At 59.6% G+C, this 16,574-nt stretch carries 13 protein-coding genes; all 13 read left to right on the forward strand.

The window, feature by feature from the left end; all coding sequences use genetic code 11:
* Positions 1 to 25: 25 nt before the first annotated feature.
* Entirely contained in the window at positions 26 to 1,099 is a 1,074-nt protein-coding gene (gene leuB / locus ACONT6_RS05380; protein WP_428820753.1) for a 3-isopropylmalate dehydrogenase, read from the forward strand.
* 79 nt (positions 1,100 to 1,178) lie between these two features.
* On the forward strand, positions 1,179 to 2,294 hold the full coding sequence (gene asd, locus ACONT6_RS05385; protein ID WP_428820754.1) for an aspartate-semialdehyde dehydrogenase: 1,116 nt from the start codon (positions 1,179 to 1,181) through the stop codon (positions 2,292 to 2,294).
* 286 nt (positions 2,295 to 2,580) lie between these two features.
* Positions 2,581 to 3,585 carry an Asd/ArgC dimerization domain-containing protein gene (locus tag ACONT6_RS05390; protein WP_428820755.1) on the forward strand — a complete coding sequence of 335 codons (1,005 nt, stop codon included), beginning with the start codon at positions 2,581 to 2,583 and terminating at the stop codon, positions 3,583 to 3,585.
* 301 nt (positions 3,586 to 3,886) lie between these two features.
* On the forward strand, positions 3,887 to 7,057 hold the full coding sequence (locus ACONT6_RS05395) for a FimV/HubP family polar landmark protein (RefSeq protein ID WP_428820756.1): 3,171 nt from the start codon (positions 3,887 to 3,889) through the stop codon (positions 7,055 to 7,057).
* A 148-nt stretch (positions 7,058 to 7,205) separates the two neighbouring features.
* On the forward strand, positions 7,206 to 8,096 hold the full coding sequence (gene truA, locus ACONT6_RS05400) for a tRNA pseudouridine(38-40) synthase TruA (protein WP_428820757.1): 891 nt from the start codon (positions 7,206 to 7,208) through the stop codon (positions 8,094 to 8,096).
* A gap of 130 nt (positions 8,097 to 8,226) precedes the next feature.
* On the forward strand, positions 8,227 to 8,880 hold the full coding sequence (locus tag ACONT6_RS05405) for a phosphoribosylanthranilate isomerase (RefSeq protein ID WP_428820758.1): 654 nt from the start codon (positions 8,227 to 8,229) through the stop codon (positions 8,878 to 8,880).
* A gap of 3 nt (positions 8,881 to 8,883) precedes the next feature.
* Positions 8,884 to 10,104 carry a tryptophan synthase subunit beta gene (gene trpB, locus ACONT6_RS05410; RefSeq protein ID WP_428820759.1) on the forward strand — a complete coding sequence of 407 codons (1,221 nt, stop codon included), beginning with the start codon at positions 8,884 to 8,886 and terminating at the stop codon, positions 10,102 to 10,104.
* An 11-nt stretch (positions 10,105 to 10,115) separates the two neighbouring features.
* On the forward strand, positions 10,116 to 10,928 hold the full coding sequence (gene trpA / locus ACONT6_RS05415) for a tryptophan synthase subunit alpha (RefSeq protein WP_428820760.1): 813 nt from the start codon (positions 10,116 to 10,118) through the stop codon (positions 10,926 to 10,928).
* 178 nt (positions 10,929 to 11,106) lie between these two features.
* Entirely contained in the window at positions 11,107 to 11,961 is an 855-nt protein-coding gene (accD, locus tag ACONT6_RS05420; protein ID WP_181253684.1) for an acetyl-CoA carboxylase, carboxyltransferase subunit beta, read from the forward strand.
* A 160-nt stretch (positions 11,962 to 12,121) separates the two neighbouring features.
* Positions 12,122 to 13,390 carry a bifunctional tetrahydrofolate synthase/dihydrofolate synthase gene (folC, locus tag ACONT6_RS05425; protein ID WP_428820761.1) on the forward strand — a complete coding sequence of 423 codons (1,269 nt, stop codon included), beginning with the start codon at positions 12,122 to 12,124 and terminating at the stop codon, positions 13,388 to 13,390.
* Entirely contained in the window at positions 13,374 to 14,099 is a 726-nt protein-coding gene (locus tag ACONT6_RS05430) for an SPOR domain-containing protein (RefSeq protein WP_428820762.1), read from the forward strand. The genes folC and ACONT6_RS05430 overlap by 17 nt, the downstream gene beginning before the upstream one ends.
* Positions 14,100 to 14,315: 216 nt before the next feature.
* Positions 14,316 to 14,813, forward strand: coding sequence for a CvpA family protein (locus tag ACONT6_RS05435; protein ID WP_078083264.1), 498 nt, complete (start codon positions 14,316 to 14,318; stop codon positions 14,811 to 14,813).
* A gap of 68 nt (positions 14,814 to 14,881) precedes the next feature.
* Positions 14,882 to 16,369, forward strand: a complete 1,488-nt coding sequence (gene purF / locus ACONT6_RS05440; RefSeq protein ID WP_428820763.1) for an amidophosphoribosyltransferase — start codon at positions 14,882 to 14,884, stop codon at positions 16,367 to 16,369.
* Positions 16,370 to 16,574: the final 205 nt, after the last annotated feature.

The following is a 16,574-nucleotide window of genomic DNA, read 5'->3' on the forward strand; positions in this document are numbered from 1 at the left end:
GGCCAACAGAATAACTGGAAGAACGATGAGCAAGAAAATCATGATCCTCCCGGGCGACGGTATTGGCCCGGAAATTGTCGAGCAGGCGGTTGCGGTACTGAAAACCGTCGACGAAAAATTTGGCCTCAACCTGGAGTTCAGCGAAGGCCTGATCGGTGGTGCGTCCATCGACGCCCACGGTGAACCCCTGACCGACGCGGAACTGGCCAAGGCCGGCGAGTGCGACGCGGTGCTGCTGGGTGCGGTGGGTGGCCCCAAGTGGGATACCCTGGATCGCGCCATTCGTCCCGAAAAAGGCCTGCTGAAAATTCGCAGTGGCCTGGGTCTGTACGCCAACCTGCGCCCCGCGATTCTGTATCCGCAACTGGCCGATGCCTCTTCCCTGAAGCCGGAAGTGGTATCCGGTCTCGACATTCTGATCGTGCGTGAACTTACCGGCGGTATCTATTTCGGTGAGCCGCGCGGTATCAAAACTCTGGAGAATGGCGAGAAGCAGGGCTACAACACCTACGTTTACAAAGAATCCGAAATCGAGCGCATTGCCCGCACCGCGTTCGAGGCTGCCCAGAAGCGCGGCGGCAAGTTGTGCTCCGTGGACAAGGCTAACGTACTCGAGGTCACCGTGCTGTGGCGCGAAGTACTGGACCGCCTGGCACCGGAATATCCGGATGTAGAGCTGTCTCACATGTACGTGGATAACGCAGCCATGCAGCTGGTACGTGCGCCCAAGCAGTTTGATGTCATGGTGACCGGCAACATGTTCGGCGACATCCTGTCTGACGCCGCCGCCATGCTCACCGGCTCCATCGGCATGTTGCCGTCCGCGTCCATGAACGAAAGTGGCTTTGGCCTGTACGAGCCCTGTCACGGTAGCGCACCGGATATTGCAGGGCAGGGTATTGCCAACCCGCTGGCCACCATTCTTTCTGCCGCCATGATGCTGCGCTATTCCCTCGACATGGGAGAGGCAGCCGAGGCGATCGAAGCAGCTGTCAGTAAAGTGCTGGATCAGGGACTGCGCACCGCGGACATCTACACTGAAGGCTCGAAGAAAGTCTCTACCGCAGAAATGGGCGCAGCAGTGGTGGCCGCTTTCTAGTAACTCTGCTTGCCACATCGCTGCATTTGCCCCCGGTTGTCCGGGGGCCAGAAACTCACAGATTTAACAGGGTAATGAAATGAACAAGGTAGGATTCGTAGGCTGGCGCGGTATGGTCGGCTCCGTTTTGATGGGCCGCATGCTGGAAGAAAACGACTTCGCACATATTGCCGAGCCGGTATTTTTCTCCACGTCCAACGCCGGTGGTAAAGCGCCGGAGATTGGAAAAGAGGTTGCGCCACTGAAAGACGCCTACGACCTCGACGCACTGGCCGAGCTGGATGCGGTCGTCAGCTGTCAGGGCGGTGACTACACCAAGGAAGTTTTCGGCAAGCTGCGTGAAAAAGGCTGGGACGGCTACTGGATCGACGCGGCCTCCAGCCTGCGTATGAATGACGACGCCATCATTGTGCTGGACCCGGTCAACCGCGACGTAATCGATCGCGGTATCGATGCCGGCGTGAAAAATTATATCGGCGGTAACTGCACCGTGAGCCTGATGCTGATGGGCCTGGGCGGCCTCTTCAAGGAAGGCCTGGTGGAGTGGGTTACTGCGCAGACCTACCAGGCAGCCAGCGGCTCCGGTGCCAAGCACATGCGCGAGCTGATCTCCCAGATGGGCAGCATCCGCGACGGCGTTGCTAGCGAACTGGCAGACCCGGCGAGCGCGATCCTTGAAATCGACCGCAAGGTGGCTGAAAACATGCGCAGTGCTGACTTCCCTACCGCGCAATTCGGCGAGCCGTTGGCGGGCAGCCTGCTGCCCTGGATCGATACCCAGCTGGAGTCCGGTCAGAGCCGTGAAGAGTGGAAGGCCCAGGTAGAGGCGAACAAGATCCTTTCTACCGAGAGCACCGTACCGGTCGATGGCACCTGTGTACGTATTGGCGCGATGCGTTGCCACAGCCAGGCGTTCACTGTGAAGCTGAAGAAGGATCTTCCTCTGGATGAGATCGAGAAGCTGATAGGTTCCGCCAACGACTGGGTGAAAGTAGTGCCCAACGACCGCGAAGTAACCCTGAAAGAGCTGACCCCGACCGCCGTTACCGGCAAGCTGGACATCCCGGTAGGCCGTCTGCGCAAGCTGAGTATGGGTGGTGAATATCTGAACGCATTCACCGTTGGTGACCAGCTGCTGTGGGGCGCCGCCGAGCCCCTGCGCCGTGTACTGCTGATTCTGCTGGGCAAACTGTAAGGCACCATTAAAGTCTACTGTGTGTGGGCCTGGCGGTGTCCGGCGGTGCTCGAAATGCTCATGTATTGCATATACATTGCGCTTTCTGTGCTCCGGCGGACGCCACCAGCCACCCGCTCGCTACAATTTTAAACGGTGCCTAAGCTTATTTTTGGGCCCAATTCGCCGCCCCGGTCCCGGGGTGGCTTCCCCCCGCACGCTCCCTGAGTATAATCCCCCGCATTTTCAGGCTGTTTATTCGCCGAACTGGCGCAGAAGCAACCGAATCAGCTCATGAGAACTCAATATGACAGAATCCACCCGGGAACTGGTGATCGTAGGTGTTGGCACTGCGCCGTTTGATGCGTTGCTGGAGATCCTGGAAGAGCGGGAGACAGTAACGCCCGCGCAGTTGAAGCTTATTACCGCGGATGAGGCCGAAGCGGATCCTCAGGTGTTCGCCAACCGCAGTGTGTCGGTGCAGTCACTGAAAGATTTTGTGTTTACCCCGGAGCAGATCGTCTTGTTACTGTCGGCGGGTGAAATTGCAACCGAGGCACTGGCCAAGGCAGAGAGTGCCGGTGCCTGGGTAGTGGACGCTGCGGGGATCACTCGCGGTGATGAGAGTGTTGACCTGGTGCATCCACTGCTCAATGCGACCTCGCTGACGGCGCGCGATGAGCAGGACCGCAAGGTGATCGCGGTGCCCGGGCCCGGTGCGGCGATGATCGCGGAGGCGCTGTTCCCGCTGAAGGACCAGCTGCAGTCTGTTGAAATCGTGCTGAATCAGCCGGTGTCGGCACTGGGCAAAAGCAGTGTGGACGCGGCGGCGGCGCAGACCGCTCGCCTGTTCAATGGGCAGGAGCCTGATGTGGATGAAGCGACTGGTCAGCGCCTCGCGTTCAATCTCCTCAGTTCTGCGGAAGCGTTGCTGGACAGTGGTCACAACTTCAGCGAGCTGGCACTGGTGCTGGAACTGCGTCGGTTATTGGGTGATCAGGTGGCGCTGGATGCCACCATCAATACCGCATCGGTGTTTCACGGTCAGCTGGCCAACCTGAGTGTACAGCTTAGTGCGGAGCAGCCACTGGACACCGTGCGCGGATTGCTCGCCAATGGTGCGCGTTTGGAAATGCGTGAGCGGCCCTCGGCGCAGGATGCGGTAGGCAGTGACAATACCTTGCTGGGACGGCTGCGCAGTGGCCTGATCAACCCGCGGCAGGTCGTTTTTTGTGCGGCATCCGACAATTTGCGCAAAGACGTCGCAATTAACTGTGTACTGATTGTCCACTTGTTGCTAAAAACCCATTGATATTTAATACTTAGCGGCCTTTCTGAAGGTTTCTTCTTAACTTTGCCCGCACTCGGGCACCGGTAATGCTTGGGGGCAAGCTCGGGAAAAGTGGGGAGGAGCCGGATGGGCCAAGTCTTTTTCGGGGGGCGACTCTTTCGTGGGAGAGTTTCGCTGGAGAGTAGAGCCTGGTGTCTCAGCACTGGTTCTTGTGAATAATTTTTGTGCAGAACGATGGCTGCACAGACCTGGTGCCTGCATGACCCTTTGGGTGTTTTTTATGCAGGTTCCGGTGAGATTCTAACAATAAAGGGAATCGGATATGCGTGTGCAAAAGCTGGCACTAGCGGTAGGTCTGGTCAGCGCACTGGGTGGCAACGGGGCTCTGGCGCTCGGTCTGGGTGAGATCAAACTGAACTCGACCCTCAACCAACCTCTCAATGCGGAAATCAAACTGCTGCAGACACGCGGCCTTGGTGAAAGTGAAATCAAGGTGCGCCTGGCCAGCTCGGAAGATTTTGACCGCGCTGGTGTCGATCGCGCCTACCTGCTTGACGAACTGCGCTTCGAAGTGGACTACTCCAGTGGCCAGCCCGTTGTCCGAATCTCCAGCCGCACGCCGATCCGCGAACCATTTCTGAATTTCCTGGTAGAGACCCGCTGGCCCAGTGGCCGACTGCTGCGGGAATATACCCTGTTGATGGATCTGCCCGCTTTCTCCACCAATACTGCCTCCCAGCCGGTGCGTGCCGCCGAGCGTGAGCGTCAGCAAGTGCGCCGTGAAGCGCCGGTACAGAAGCCGCTGCAGCCCATGGTACAGCGCACACCAGAGCCGGTGCAGGCGCCTGTCGAACAACCGGCAAGCGAACCCGAAGCGCCGCAAGAGACCGTTGCCGCTGAGCCGCAGCAGCCGACTTACGAGGCGCCGGCGGAAGAGCCGATTGAATTCCAGTCCGAGACCACTGCCGATAGCGGTAGCCGCGTTTACGGGCCGGTGGAAGCGAACAAAACCCTGTGGGAAATCGCCCGCGACAGCCGCGAGTCCCGCGATCTCTCCGTGCAGCAGACCATGCTGGCGATTCAGCGCCTCAACCCCGAAGCGTTTATTAACAACAATATCAATCTGCTGAAGAAAGGCTCGGTACTGCGCCTGCCTACCGCAGATGAAGTACGCAACCTGTCCCTGACCGAAGCGGTCTCCCAAGTAGCCACCCAGAACGACGCCTGGCGCGAGCGCGTGGGTACCGCAGATGTTACCGGCGCACCGTTGGATGGCCGCGCCGCAGCAGAAGAAACCGTTGAAAGCGATGTGCTGGAAGGGCGCGTATCCCTTGCCGCCCCAGGCGACAACGAATCCGTATTGTCCGGCTCCGGCAGCGGTACCGGTGAAAGCGAAGCCCTCGAGGGTGAGCTGGCGGTTACCGAGGAAGAACTCGACAAGTCCCGTCTGGAAAATACCGAGCTGCAGGACCGTATCGGTGAGCTGAACGAGCAGATCGATACCATGGAGCGCCTGGTAGAGGTCTCCAATGACGAGCTGCAGGCAGTGCAGGCTGCAGCAGAGCAGACGGCAGATGCATCTGAGTCCGGCGAAGCTGCTTCTGATCTTATCGGTGAAGAGGTAGACGCAGAGCTGGAAGGCTTTGCCGCCGAAACTGGTGAGCAGACCGGCGAAGATGTGCTGGGTGATGTTGCGGAAGAAACTGCCGATATTGACGCGGTAACCGAGTCCGAGCCGGATACTGTTGAGGCCCCTGTAGCCGCGGCCGAAGAAACCGCTGAAGAAGACGCTACCCGTAACCGTGTAGTGGTGCAGACCCGTCCCGAGCCCACTCTGATGGAGCGGGTGATGGATAATATTGTGGTGATCGGTATTGGCGCGGGTGCACTGCTGGCAGGCCTGTTTGGCTTCTTTACCTGGCGTCGTCGCAAGGAAGAAGAGGAGGCTATCCGCCAGGTCGAGGCAGAAATGGCTGCCGAGCGCGAGCTGGCGGCAGCACCGGAAATCGGCGAGATGGATGACAATCTCAGCGCCGTGGAAGAACTCGAATCCAACGAAAGCTTCGACCTGGACCAGCTGGGAGAAGTTGAAACCGACGATCCGGTAGCGGAAGCGGAAATCCACCTCTCCCTGGGTCAATACCAGGAGGCAGAATCCAAATTGCTGGCGGGCCTTAAGAGCGCGCCGGAAAATATCGATGCACGCCTGATGTTGCTGGAGGCTTATGCGCACCAGCAGAAAGGCGCAGAGTTCGATGATCACTATCGCCAGTTGCTCGGATATAGCGATGGACCGGCTGCGGACCGCGCCGCGCGTCTGCGTGAAACCATCGCCGGTATCGGTCCGTTTGAAGCGCCTGAAAACGACTTCTCCAGTGAGTCCCTGGAAGCGGCGCAGCTCGACGACATGGGTGCGGACTTCGGCAGCGAGGCGAGCTTCGGCGACCTCGAGGAGTTCTCTGCAGACCAGACCGTTGTCGCCGCGAACGTGGATGCCGGGGATGACGAAGACGATTTCGGCCTGCTCGACGATCTGTCTCTGGACCTGGATGACAGCAGTAGCAACCTGAATGCGGGCACTGAAGCTGCCGACGAAGACAACTTCTCCCTGGATCTCGACCTGGGTGATGACCTGGAAAGCGATCTGTCTGCGGCGCAGACCGAGACTGACACCGCTGCTGCGGAAGAGCCGACTTTTGATCTCGAACTGGATTCCGGGTTCGAGTCCGATACCAGCAGCGCGACCGAAGAGGACAACTTCGACCTCGACAACCTGATGGCCGATGGCGACCTGGATCTGGACAGCCTCGATAGTCTGGACCTGGATTCCGATTTCAGTGTGGATGCGTCTACCGAAACCGGTGCTCTGGAGCAGTCGGATTCCATCGCGGTTGACTCGCAGAATGCGACTGCGGAAGCGGTAGAAAACAGTGGTCTTGAATTCGACCTCGACCTGACGCCGATGGAAGACGGTGACGACCTCGATTCGGGTGAAACAGCTGTGCAGTCCACTGCTGCTGATGCATCTGAGGACGAGCTGGACAGTTTCTCGGATGACCTGGGCGGTGATAATGATTTTGACAGCCTGGACCTGGACTCCATCGATCTCGGTGAGCTGGATCTCGACAGTGGCGACCTGGATTTCGATAACGGTAACTTCGCCGCTGACGCGTCCACCGATTTCGAGCTGGAAGGTGATCTCGCTGTGGCCGAAGAGCCAGTAGCCAAGTCCGAGCCCGCCCAATCCGGCGCGCAAAGTTCTGCCGAAGACGCGGAGCTGGGTGATCTGAGCTTTAATCTGGAGAGCGATCTGGATTCCGAGCTCAACCTGCTAGAAGGGAGTGACGAGGTCACCACCAAGCTGGAGCTGGCCCAGGCCTATCTGGATATGGGAGACAAAGATGGCGCGCGTGAAATCCTCGGCGAGGTGGTAGAAGAGGCTGCCGGTGAGCACCAGCAGCGCGCCAAGGATATGCTCGAGCGTATTGGCTGAGCCCGCTGTCGATTTTTCACGCTATCTACAGCGACAACACTTTGACCCCGCCTCGCGCGGGGTCTTTCTTTTTCCGGGAAGACATACTGCCGGTAGCTGAGGGCGAATACGGGCGCCGCGGCTTGCCTGTGCGGAGTTCTGGTAAGCGATGAGCAGGATTTACGAATACAAGCCGAACGGAGAAGTACCGCCGGGGGAGTCCCTGCCGGAAGGATTGCGGCGGGTAGCCTTGGGTGTGGAGTATTGTGGTACCCGGCTGCGCGGCTTCCAGAAGCAGAAGCACGACCCGCAGACGGTGCAGGAAACCCTCGAGAAAGCGATATCCAAGGTGGCGGCGGAGCCGGTTACCCTGGTGTGTGCCGGGCGCACCGATGCCGGCGTACACGCCACCGGTCAGGTGATCCATTTCGATACCCGCGCCCAGCGCCCCACCAAAGCGTGGGTGCAGGGGGTGAACACCCAGATGCCATTTGATGTGCGTGTGCAGTGGGCGCAGGAAATGCCGCCCCAGTTTCACGCGCGGTTTTCCGCTCGCAACCGGACCTATCGCTACCTGATCCACAGTGCGCCCACCCGTTCCGCCCAGGCCGCCAGCGAGGTGACCTGGACCGAGCGTACCCAGGACCTCGCGGCCATGCGTGCCGGCGCCCGGCATCTTATCGGTGAGCACGACTTCAGCAGTTTCCGAGCGGCACAGTGCCAGGCCAAATCTCCCGTGCGCCGACTTACCCGGCTGGATATTGGCAGGGTGGGGCAGCTGATTGTTCTGGAGATCAGTGCTACGGCCTTCCTGCACCACATGGTGCGCAATATTGCCGGCGTCTTGATGGCTGTGGGAAGAGGGGATCGCGATCCCGCCTGGGTGCGCGATGTGCTCGAGGCGCGGGACAGGAGCGCCGCCGGGGTAACCGCGCCACCCCATGGCCTCTATCTGGTGGATGTGCGCTACCCGGATGAGTTTGCGATGCCGGTGCGCGAGCCTGGTCCGTTGCTGGTACCCTTGCCGTTGGGCACCATCGGTGCCGACGGATCCGCCTGAATTGGGCGACTGCCGCGTTTCGCCTAATCCCCTGATCTGCTAGTATCGCTGGCTCTCCGATATTTCTCTGCTGCCTGCGCCCCGGATAGATGGCGGTCTACACCATGGCAGTATCAGCGGTGTATGGATTATGCGCGTAAAGATCTGCGGAATTACCAGTGTCGAAGATGCCCGCCTCGCGGTAGATGCCGGCGCCGATGCGCTCGGCCTTGTCTTCTATCCGCCCAGTCCGCGCAATGTCACCCCGCAGCAGGCCGCAGAAATCGCTCGGGCCGTGTCCCCGTTTGCGGTGCTTACCGGCCTGTTTGTCGATGCCCACCCCGAGCAGGTGGAGGCCGTGCTGGAGCAGGTGCCGCTCAATCTGTTGCAGTTCCACGGCAGTGAAAACGCCCCCTATTGTCGCCAGTTCCACCGTCCCTATATCAAGGCGCTGCGGATGAAGCCTGAGCTGGACCCGGTGGAGGCGATGGCGGCCTTTCCCGATGCCCGCGGCATTCTGCTGGATGCCTATCGCAAGGGGGTCCCCGGCGGTACCGGAGATACGTTCGATTGGCAGCGCGTTCCCGCGGACAGTGGCCGTCAGATTATTCTCGCCGGCGGCCTGAATCCGGGCAATGTGGCCCAAGCGATTGCTGTCGCCAGTCCTCACGCGGTGGATGTCAGTGGTGGCGTCGAAGCGTCACCGGGACGAAAAGATGCCGCAAAAGTGCACGAATTTATCCGCGCCGCCCGCGCAGCCCAGAGTGGCAGCGCCCGCAGTACAGAATTGACACAAGGAGTTTGAGCAGTGAGTAAACCCGCATCCCCCGTCGATTATGGGGCTTTTCCGGATGCCAAAGGGCATTTCGGGGAATTTGGTGGGCGCTTTGTATCGGAAACCCTGATCAGCGCTCTCGATGAATTGCAGGAAATGTACCAGCGCCTGAAAAACGATCCCGAGTTTCAGGCCGCTTTTGACTACGACCTGGCCCACTATGTTGGACGTCCGTCCCCGCTGTATCTGGCGGAGCGGTTGACCGCGGAGGCGGGCGGTGCACGTATCTGGCTCAAGCGTGAAGACCTCAACCACACCGGTGCCCACAAGGTAAACAATACCGTAGGGCAGGCGCTGCTGGCCAAGCACAGCGGCAAACGCCGGGTGATTGCCGAGACCGGTGCCGGTCAGCACGGCGTGGCCACGGCCACCGTCGCAGCCCGTTTGGGTCTCAAGTGCGCGGTTTACATGGGGGCGGAAGACGTCAAGCGCCAGTCCCCGAATGTCTATCGCATGAAGCTACTGGGCGCAGAAGTGATTCCGGTGGAGTCTGGTTCCAAGACCCTGAAAGACGCCATGAACGAAGCCATGCGCGACTGGGTCACCAATGTGGACGATACCTTCTACATCATCGGCACCGTGGCTGGCCCGCATCCCTATCCGCAGCTGGTGCGGGATTTCAATTCCGTGATCGGTCGCGAGGCGCGCCGCCAGAGCCTGGAGCAATTTGGCCAGCTGCCGGACGCATTGGTAGCTTGTGTGGGTGGCGGTTCCAACGCCATCGGCCTGTTCCACCCGTTCCTCAGCGACGAATCGGTAAAAATGTACGGTGTTGAAGCTGGTGGTGATGGCCTGGAAACCGGGCGTCATGCGGCACCGCTGAATGACGGTGTTCCCGGAGTTCTGCACGGCAATCGCACCTACCTGATGGAAGACGAGGACGGCCAGATCATCGAGACCCATTCGGTCTCTGCGGGGCTGGACTACCCGGGTGTGGGACCTGAACACGCCTGGCTGCGGGACATTGGTCGTGTGGAATATGTGACGGCCAATGACGACGAGGCCCTGGCGGCATTCCGTACCCTGACCCGCAGCGAGGGTATCTTGCCCGCGCTGGAGTCGAGCCATGCGGTGGCCTATGCCCTTAAGCTGGCGGCAACCATGTCACCCGAGCAGAATATCGTCGTGAACCTGTCCGGTCGCGGCGACAAGGATATTTTCACTGTGGCCGCCATCGACGGCATCGAAGTGTAGGGAGTGACACGGTGACAGAAGAACAAAACAGAATTGACCGTCGCTTTGCCAAGCTGCGCAGTGAGGGCCGCAAGGCGCTGGTGACTTATATTGTTGCCGGTGATGGCGGCCTGGAAAACACCGTGGACCTGATGCATCAGCTGGTTGCCAGCGGCTCCGACCTGATTGAGCTGGGGGTGCCCTTTTCCGATCCCATGGCCGAAGGGCCGGTGATCCAGAAAGGTCACGAGCGCGCGCTGGAGCACAAGGCCTCCCTGCGTAAATGCCTGGCGCTGGTACAGGAGTTTCGCGCCAAGGACGCAGACACGCCGGTGATCCTGATGGGGTATGCCAATCCCATTGTCAAAATGGGCTTCGAGGCATTTGCCGACAACATGCGTGAGGGCGGTGTGGACGGCGCGCTTACCGTCGACCTGCCGGCGGAAGAGGCGGGACCTCTCAACGAGCTGCTCAAGGCGCGCAACCTGCGCAACATCTTCCTGCTTACACCCACTACCAGTGATCAGCGCATCGCCGAGATCACCCGTCTCGCCAGTGGTTTTGTCTACTATGTATCCCTGAAAGGCGTCACCGGGGCCGGCCATCTGGACCTGGATTCCGTGCGCGAAAACCTGGCGCGTATCCGTCGTCACACCGATCTGCCCTTGTGCGTCGGTTTTGGTATCAAGGACGGTGCCTCCGCCAAGGCGGTGAGCGCCGATGGCGACGGTGCGGTAGTCGGTAGTGTGCTGGTGTCTGCGGTGGGTGAGTCTGCCGATGGTGCGGGGGCCAAGGATCGCGTTGGCGCCCTGGTATCGGAAATGCGGACTGCGCTGGATAACTGAGGCGCCAGCGCAGATTGGCCAGAAAGCCTGATTCGGCGGCTTATCTGGCCAAGAGCAATTTTTTTGAAAGTGGTTTAATTCGCGGTTTTAGAATTGCCGGTCATTTAAGCTATGCCTCTATCCCGGGGCGGGCGTCCCGGCAAGTTAAATTCTGCAAGCATCGGATTTTGGAAACAGAATGAGCTGGTTAGAAAAAATTGTTCCCTCGGTCATTCGTACCGAGCGTCGTGCCGGTGCCAGCAAGGTGCCGGAAGGGGTGTGGAAAAAGTGCGTGAAGTGCGATTCCACCCTTTACCTGCCGGAGCTGGAGCGCAACCTGGACGTATGTCCGAAGTGCGAACACCATTTCCGTATCGGTGCCCGCCGTCGCCTGGATATGTTCCTGGATACGGAGCACCGTGAAGAGCTGGCTACCGATGTTGAGCCGGTGGATCGTCTGAAGTTCAAGGACGTCAAAAAGTACAAGGATCGCCTGACCCAGGCCCAGAAAGCGACCGGTGAAAAAGATGCACTGGTTGCCATGCAGGGCCTTCTCGAGGGCAAGCCGGTTGTTGCGGTTGCGTTTGAATTTGCTTTCCACGGTGGCTCTATGGGCTATGTGGTAGGAGAGAAGTTCACCCGTGCTGCGCAACGCGCGCTGGAAGAAAATATCCCGCTGGTGTGCTTCTCCGCTACCGGTGGTGCGCGCATGCAGGAGGCGCTGATCTCGCTGATGCAGATGGCGAAGACTTCGGCGGTGCTGGAAAAGATGCGCATGGCGGGCGTGCCCTACATCTCGATCATGACAGATCCGGTGTACGGTGGGGTTTCTGCCTCCCTGGCGCTACTCGGTGACATCAATGCCGCTGAGCCCGGTGCCCGCGCTGGCTTTGCTGGCCCAAACATCATCGAGCAAACCATTCGCCAGAAGCTGCCCAAAGGCTTCCAGCGCGCCGAGTTCCTGCTGGAGCACGGTGCCATCGACATGATTATTCCGCGCAAGGATATGCGCAACACGGTTGGTCGCCTGCTGGGTAAGCTCACCAATAACTGATCCCGGCCGCATCCATCCTGAGATCCCGGTAGCCGGTGTTGTTATAACGCTGCTACCGGGGTCGCTCCCCCAGCCCGTCCCCGGGCCTTGCAAATCATCTCTGTTTCCCTTTCTTCTTCCCGACTAAAATCCTCACACCAGACTAACAACCGGTGACCCGATGCGAGACCTTCAATCCTGGCTTTCACGCCTGGAGCAATTGCACCCCTCTGAAATTGAATTGGGACTGGAACGGGTTTCTTCCGTTGCCGGCGCGCTCGATGTGCAGGTGCCCGCGCGGCGCGTGTTTACCGTAGCCGGTACCAATGGCAAAGGCAGTTGCGTGCGCACCATGGAAGCGCTGTTGCGTGCTGTTGATCATTCGGTAGGGGCGTACAGCTCGCCTCATCTGCTGCGGTTTAACGAGCGGATTCGGATCGATGGGCATGAAGTAGACGATGTGCAATTGATCGCCGCATTCGAGGCGGTGGAGCAGGCCCGCGGCGAGACCAGCCTGACGTATTTCGAGTTCACCACGCTCGCGGCCTTCTGGCTGTTCAAGCAGGCGGATGTGGAGTTTGCGCTGCTGGAAGTGGGGCTCGGTGGCAGGCTGGATGCGGTGAATCTGGTGGACCCGGATGTCGCAATCATCACCAGTGTGGCGGTGGATCACGAAGCCTGGCTGGGGAGTGATCGGGAGGTGATCGGGCGCGAGAAAGCAGGGATTCTGCGGGCGGGCAAGACATTCGTATGCGCGGATCCGCGACCACCGGCCTCTGTCATCGATGTGTCGGGCAAGCTGGGGTGTGACAGTTATTTTATCGACCGGCATTTTTCGCTGGTGGATGGCGTCTATCGGCTGGAAGCCGAACCCGAACTGGTGCTCGGACTGCCCGAGTTGCGGCTGCCGCCGGCGAGTGTGGCAGCAGCGATTACCGCGCTTGCGGTGGCGGGTGCACTGCCCGGAGCGGACCAGGTATGCACAACCCTGGAGCAGCTGCACATGCCGGGGCGCTGTCAGGCGCTCATCATGCGTGGGCGTAACCTGGTGTTGGATGTCGGGCACAACCCGGCGGCGGCCGAGTATCTGGCCAGCTGGCTGAAACAGCATCCTGTGCCGGGACGGACGCTGGCCCTCTTCGCGGCCATGGCAGACAAGGACCTGGCAGGTCTGCTGGCGCCACTCAGGTCCTCCATTGACCACTGGTATCCGGCACTGTTGCCGGATAACCCCCGGGCCGCGGGCGCGGAGCAGGTCGAGGCGGCGCTGGCTGCTGCGGCTGTCCCGGCAGAGCAGGTTTCTACCCCGAGTATGGCGGTGAAGTCGCAACTGGAGCGTGCTTTTGGAGAGTTAGGTGAGGACGACAGGTTGCTTGTATTCGGTTCTTTCTTTACCGTTGCAGAGGTACTCCAGCTCACAAGAGAACAACAAGATGCCCAGCCGGAATAGTGATTCGGACTCTTATTCCCCGGAAAACCGGCGCGCTTCACGCCGTCTGAATGACGGGGTCAAGCAGCGCATTGTGGGGGCGCTGGTACTGGCTGCACTGGCGGTCATCTTTCTGCCGACCCTGTTTGACCGTGAGGGCGCGCGCTATATCGACGTGACCAGTCAGATCCCTCCCGCTCCGGATATCAAGCCGATTACCATTGCAGAGCCAGAGCCCGTTGCCGATGTGGAACCGGCCCCCCCGGTAAACGAGGTGTTTCAGCCGGAGTTTGTCGAGCCGAAATCCCCCGCGCCGGATCCGGAGTCCGTCTCCCTGAAGGCGGAGCCGGAAGGCGAGTCGCGAGCCCAGGTAAAAACCGAGACAAAAGTGGCTGCGGTTGAGCCCAAGCCCGAGCCGGAAGTGAAGTCGGAATCCGCGAGCGCGGTGCAGCTACCGGCGGAGAAGACCCAGCTGGACGACCAGGGCCTGCCGGAGGGTTGGGTGGTTCAGGTGGCCGCCTATAAAGAGGCTGCCGGAGCCGAGCGGATGCGGAAAAAACTGATGGATGCCGGTTTTCGCGCTTACACCCGTTCGGTGGACACTGCCAAAGGACGGTTTGTGCGGGTATTTGTCGGACCCAAGCTGAGCCGGGTGGACGCCCAGTCGGACAAGCAGAAACTCGACAAGCTGCTCAAGACAGAGACCCTGATTCTGCGCTATCGGGCGTGATACCGCGCCCCTGCTTACCACGCTACGCTATACCGTTCTGCATTCGAAGCCGGCCGCGAGGTGTCATTTGACGTGTTTGACCGGTCAGTTCAATAAGTTCCCGCCCCCTGTCCGCGGATTAACTTGGCGGGATTCGGTGAACTGCTTCACGGGCCCCGGTCGGTAAGTTAGAATGCGCGCTCTTCGCGGCAGCCGCCGCGTAGCAGGTAGGGTTGAATGAACTGGGCTGACTGGACCATTCTGGCAATCGTTGCCATCTCCACGCTGATCGGCTTGAGCCGAGGCTTCGTGCGCGAAGTCTTGTCGCTACTCACCTGGGTGGCTGCATTTGTGGTGGCAATGATGTTTCGCGACCAGCTGGCGCCACTGCTCTCCAACCTTGTCGATACACCTTCACTGCAGGCCATCGCCGCCTTTGCCATCCTGTTCATATTCACCCTGTTGGCCGGAGCCGGCCTGAACATGACCCTGTCCGCCTTTGTAGAGGCCACCGGCCTTTCCGGCACGGATCGGGTATTGGGGATGGTATTTGGATTGTTTCGCGGCTGCATCATTGTGATGGCGCTGTTGATCTTCGCCCCGGCGCTGGCGCCGGTCAACGAAGACAGCTGGTGGCAGGAATCGACCTTGATACCGCATTTTCTAGAATTTGAGGATCGCGCGCGCGAAGCGGCTGGCGCGATCAAGGATTTCTTCGCAGGGCAACTTGATTGATCGCTGGGCTGCAGGATGCGGCACAGGGGCACCATGACCATTTCGAAATGACTGGGGTTATCTGAAGTATGTGTGGCATCGTTGGAATCGTCGGTAAAAGTGACGTCAATCTGCAGTTGTACGACGCGCTTACCCTGTTGCAGCACCGGGGCCAGGATGCCGCGGGTATCGTCACCTGTGATGGTGACCGCCTGAATCAGCAGAAGGCAAATGGCTTGGTGCGCGACGTGTTCCGCGCGCGCCATATGCAGCGCCTGACAGGCAACTTTGGCATTGGCCATGTGCGCTATCCCACCGCCGGCAGCTCCGGCCCCGCACTGGCCCAGCCGTTTTACGTCAACTCCCCCTACGGCATCGCCATGGCCCACAATGGCAACCTCACCAACGTCAACGAGGTGAAGGAAGCGATCTTCCAGCAGGACCTGCGCCACATCAACACCGATTCGGATTCCGAAGTGCTGTTGAATGTGTTCGCTCACGAACTGCACAAGCAGCACAAGCTCCAGCCCAAGGCAGAAGACATCTTCACGGCCATGCGTGCAGTGCACAAGCGCGTGCGCGGTGGTTACGCCTGTGTGGCAATGATTGTCGGCTACGGTGTTGTTGCATTCCGTGATCCGAACGGCATCCGTCCGCTGGTTTACGGCAAGCGCGAAACCGACAAGGGCACCGAGTACATGGTGGCCTCTGAGTCTGTGGCACTGGATGTACTGGGTTACACTCTGGTGCGCGACGTGGCGCCGGGTGAATGTATCTATATCGAGCTGGACGGCACCGTGCACTCCGAGCAGTGTGCGGAAGATCCTCAGCTGCGTCCGTGTATTTTTGAGCACGTGTACTTCGCCCGCCCGGACTCCATCATGGATGGCGTTTCTGTTCACAAGGCGCGTCTGCGTCAGGGCGAGCACCTGGCGGAAAAGATTCTGCGCGAACGCCCGGACCACGATATCGACGTGGTAATCCCGATTCCAGACTCTTCCCGTTCTGCCGGCCAGATGGTTGCACACCGTCTGGGTGTGAAGTTCCGTGAGGGTATGGTGAAGAACCGCTATATCGGCCGCACTTTCATCATGCCGGGCCAGAAGCAGCGCAAGAAGTCTGTGCGCCAGAAGCTGAACCCGATCGAGCTGGAGTTCCGCGGCAAGAATGTGTTGCTGGTGGACGACTCTATTGTGCGCGGTACTACCTGTAAGCAGATTATCCAGATGGCCCGTGAGGCGGGTGCTGCGAAGGTGTACTTTGCGTCGGCGGCGCCGGCGGTGAAGTACCCGAATGTTTACGGTATCGATATGCCGTCTGCGACTGAGCTGGTTGCGCATAATCGTACTACTGAAGAAGTGTGCGAGGAAATTGGTGCGGACTGGCTGATTTATCAGGACCTTGATGAGCTGATCGTTTCGTCTTCCGACGGCAACCATGACATCAAGGAATTTGATTGCGCGGTATTCGATGGCAAGTACATCACTGGTGATGTCACTAAAGAATATCTCGACAGTCTGCATGCTGCGCGTAACGACAACGCGAAGACGGGCAAGGGCAACGAAAGCTCTTTGTAAAAAGTAGTTTTTCTGCAGTCTCATCGCTCCTTCGGCCCACCATAGTGTGGGCCGAAGTGTTTTTATCCGATGAGAAGGTGTCGATGCCGATGGTTGTTTGCGAGACCGTACGCGGCCTGGACGGCCGCGTCCGAGCCCCCAGGGATGGGTTCACGGCGTGTCTCGCAAACAACCATCGGTAGCGGCGCCGCCACCGAACTATCTA

Source organism: Microbulbifer sp. MCCC 1A16149 (genome assembly GCF_050368945.1).
Classification (GTDB): Bacteria; Pseudomonadota; Gammaproteobacteria; order Pseudomonadales; family Cellvibrionaceae; genus Microbulbifer.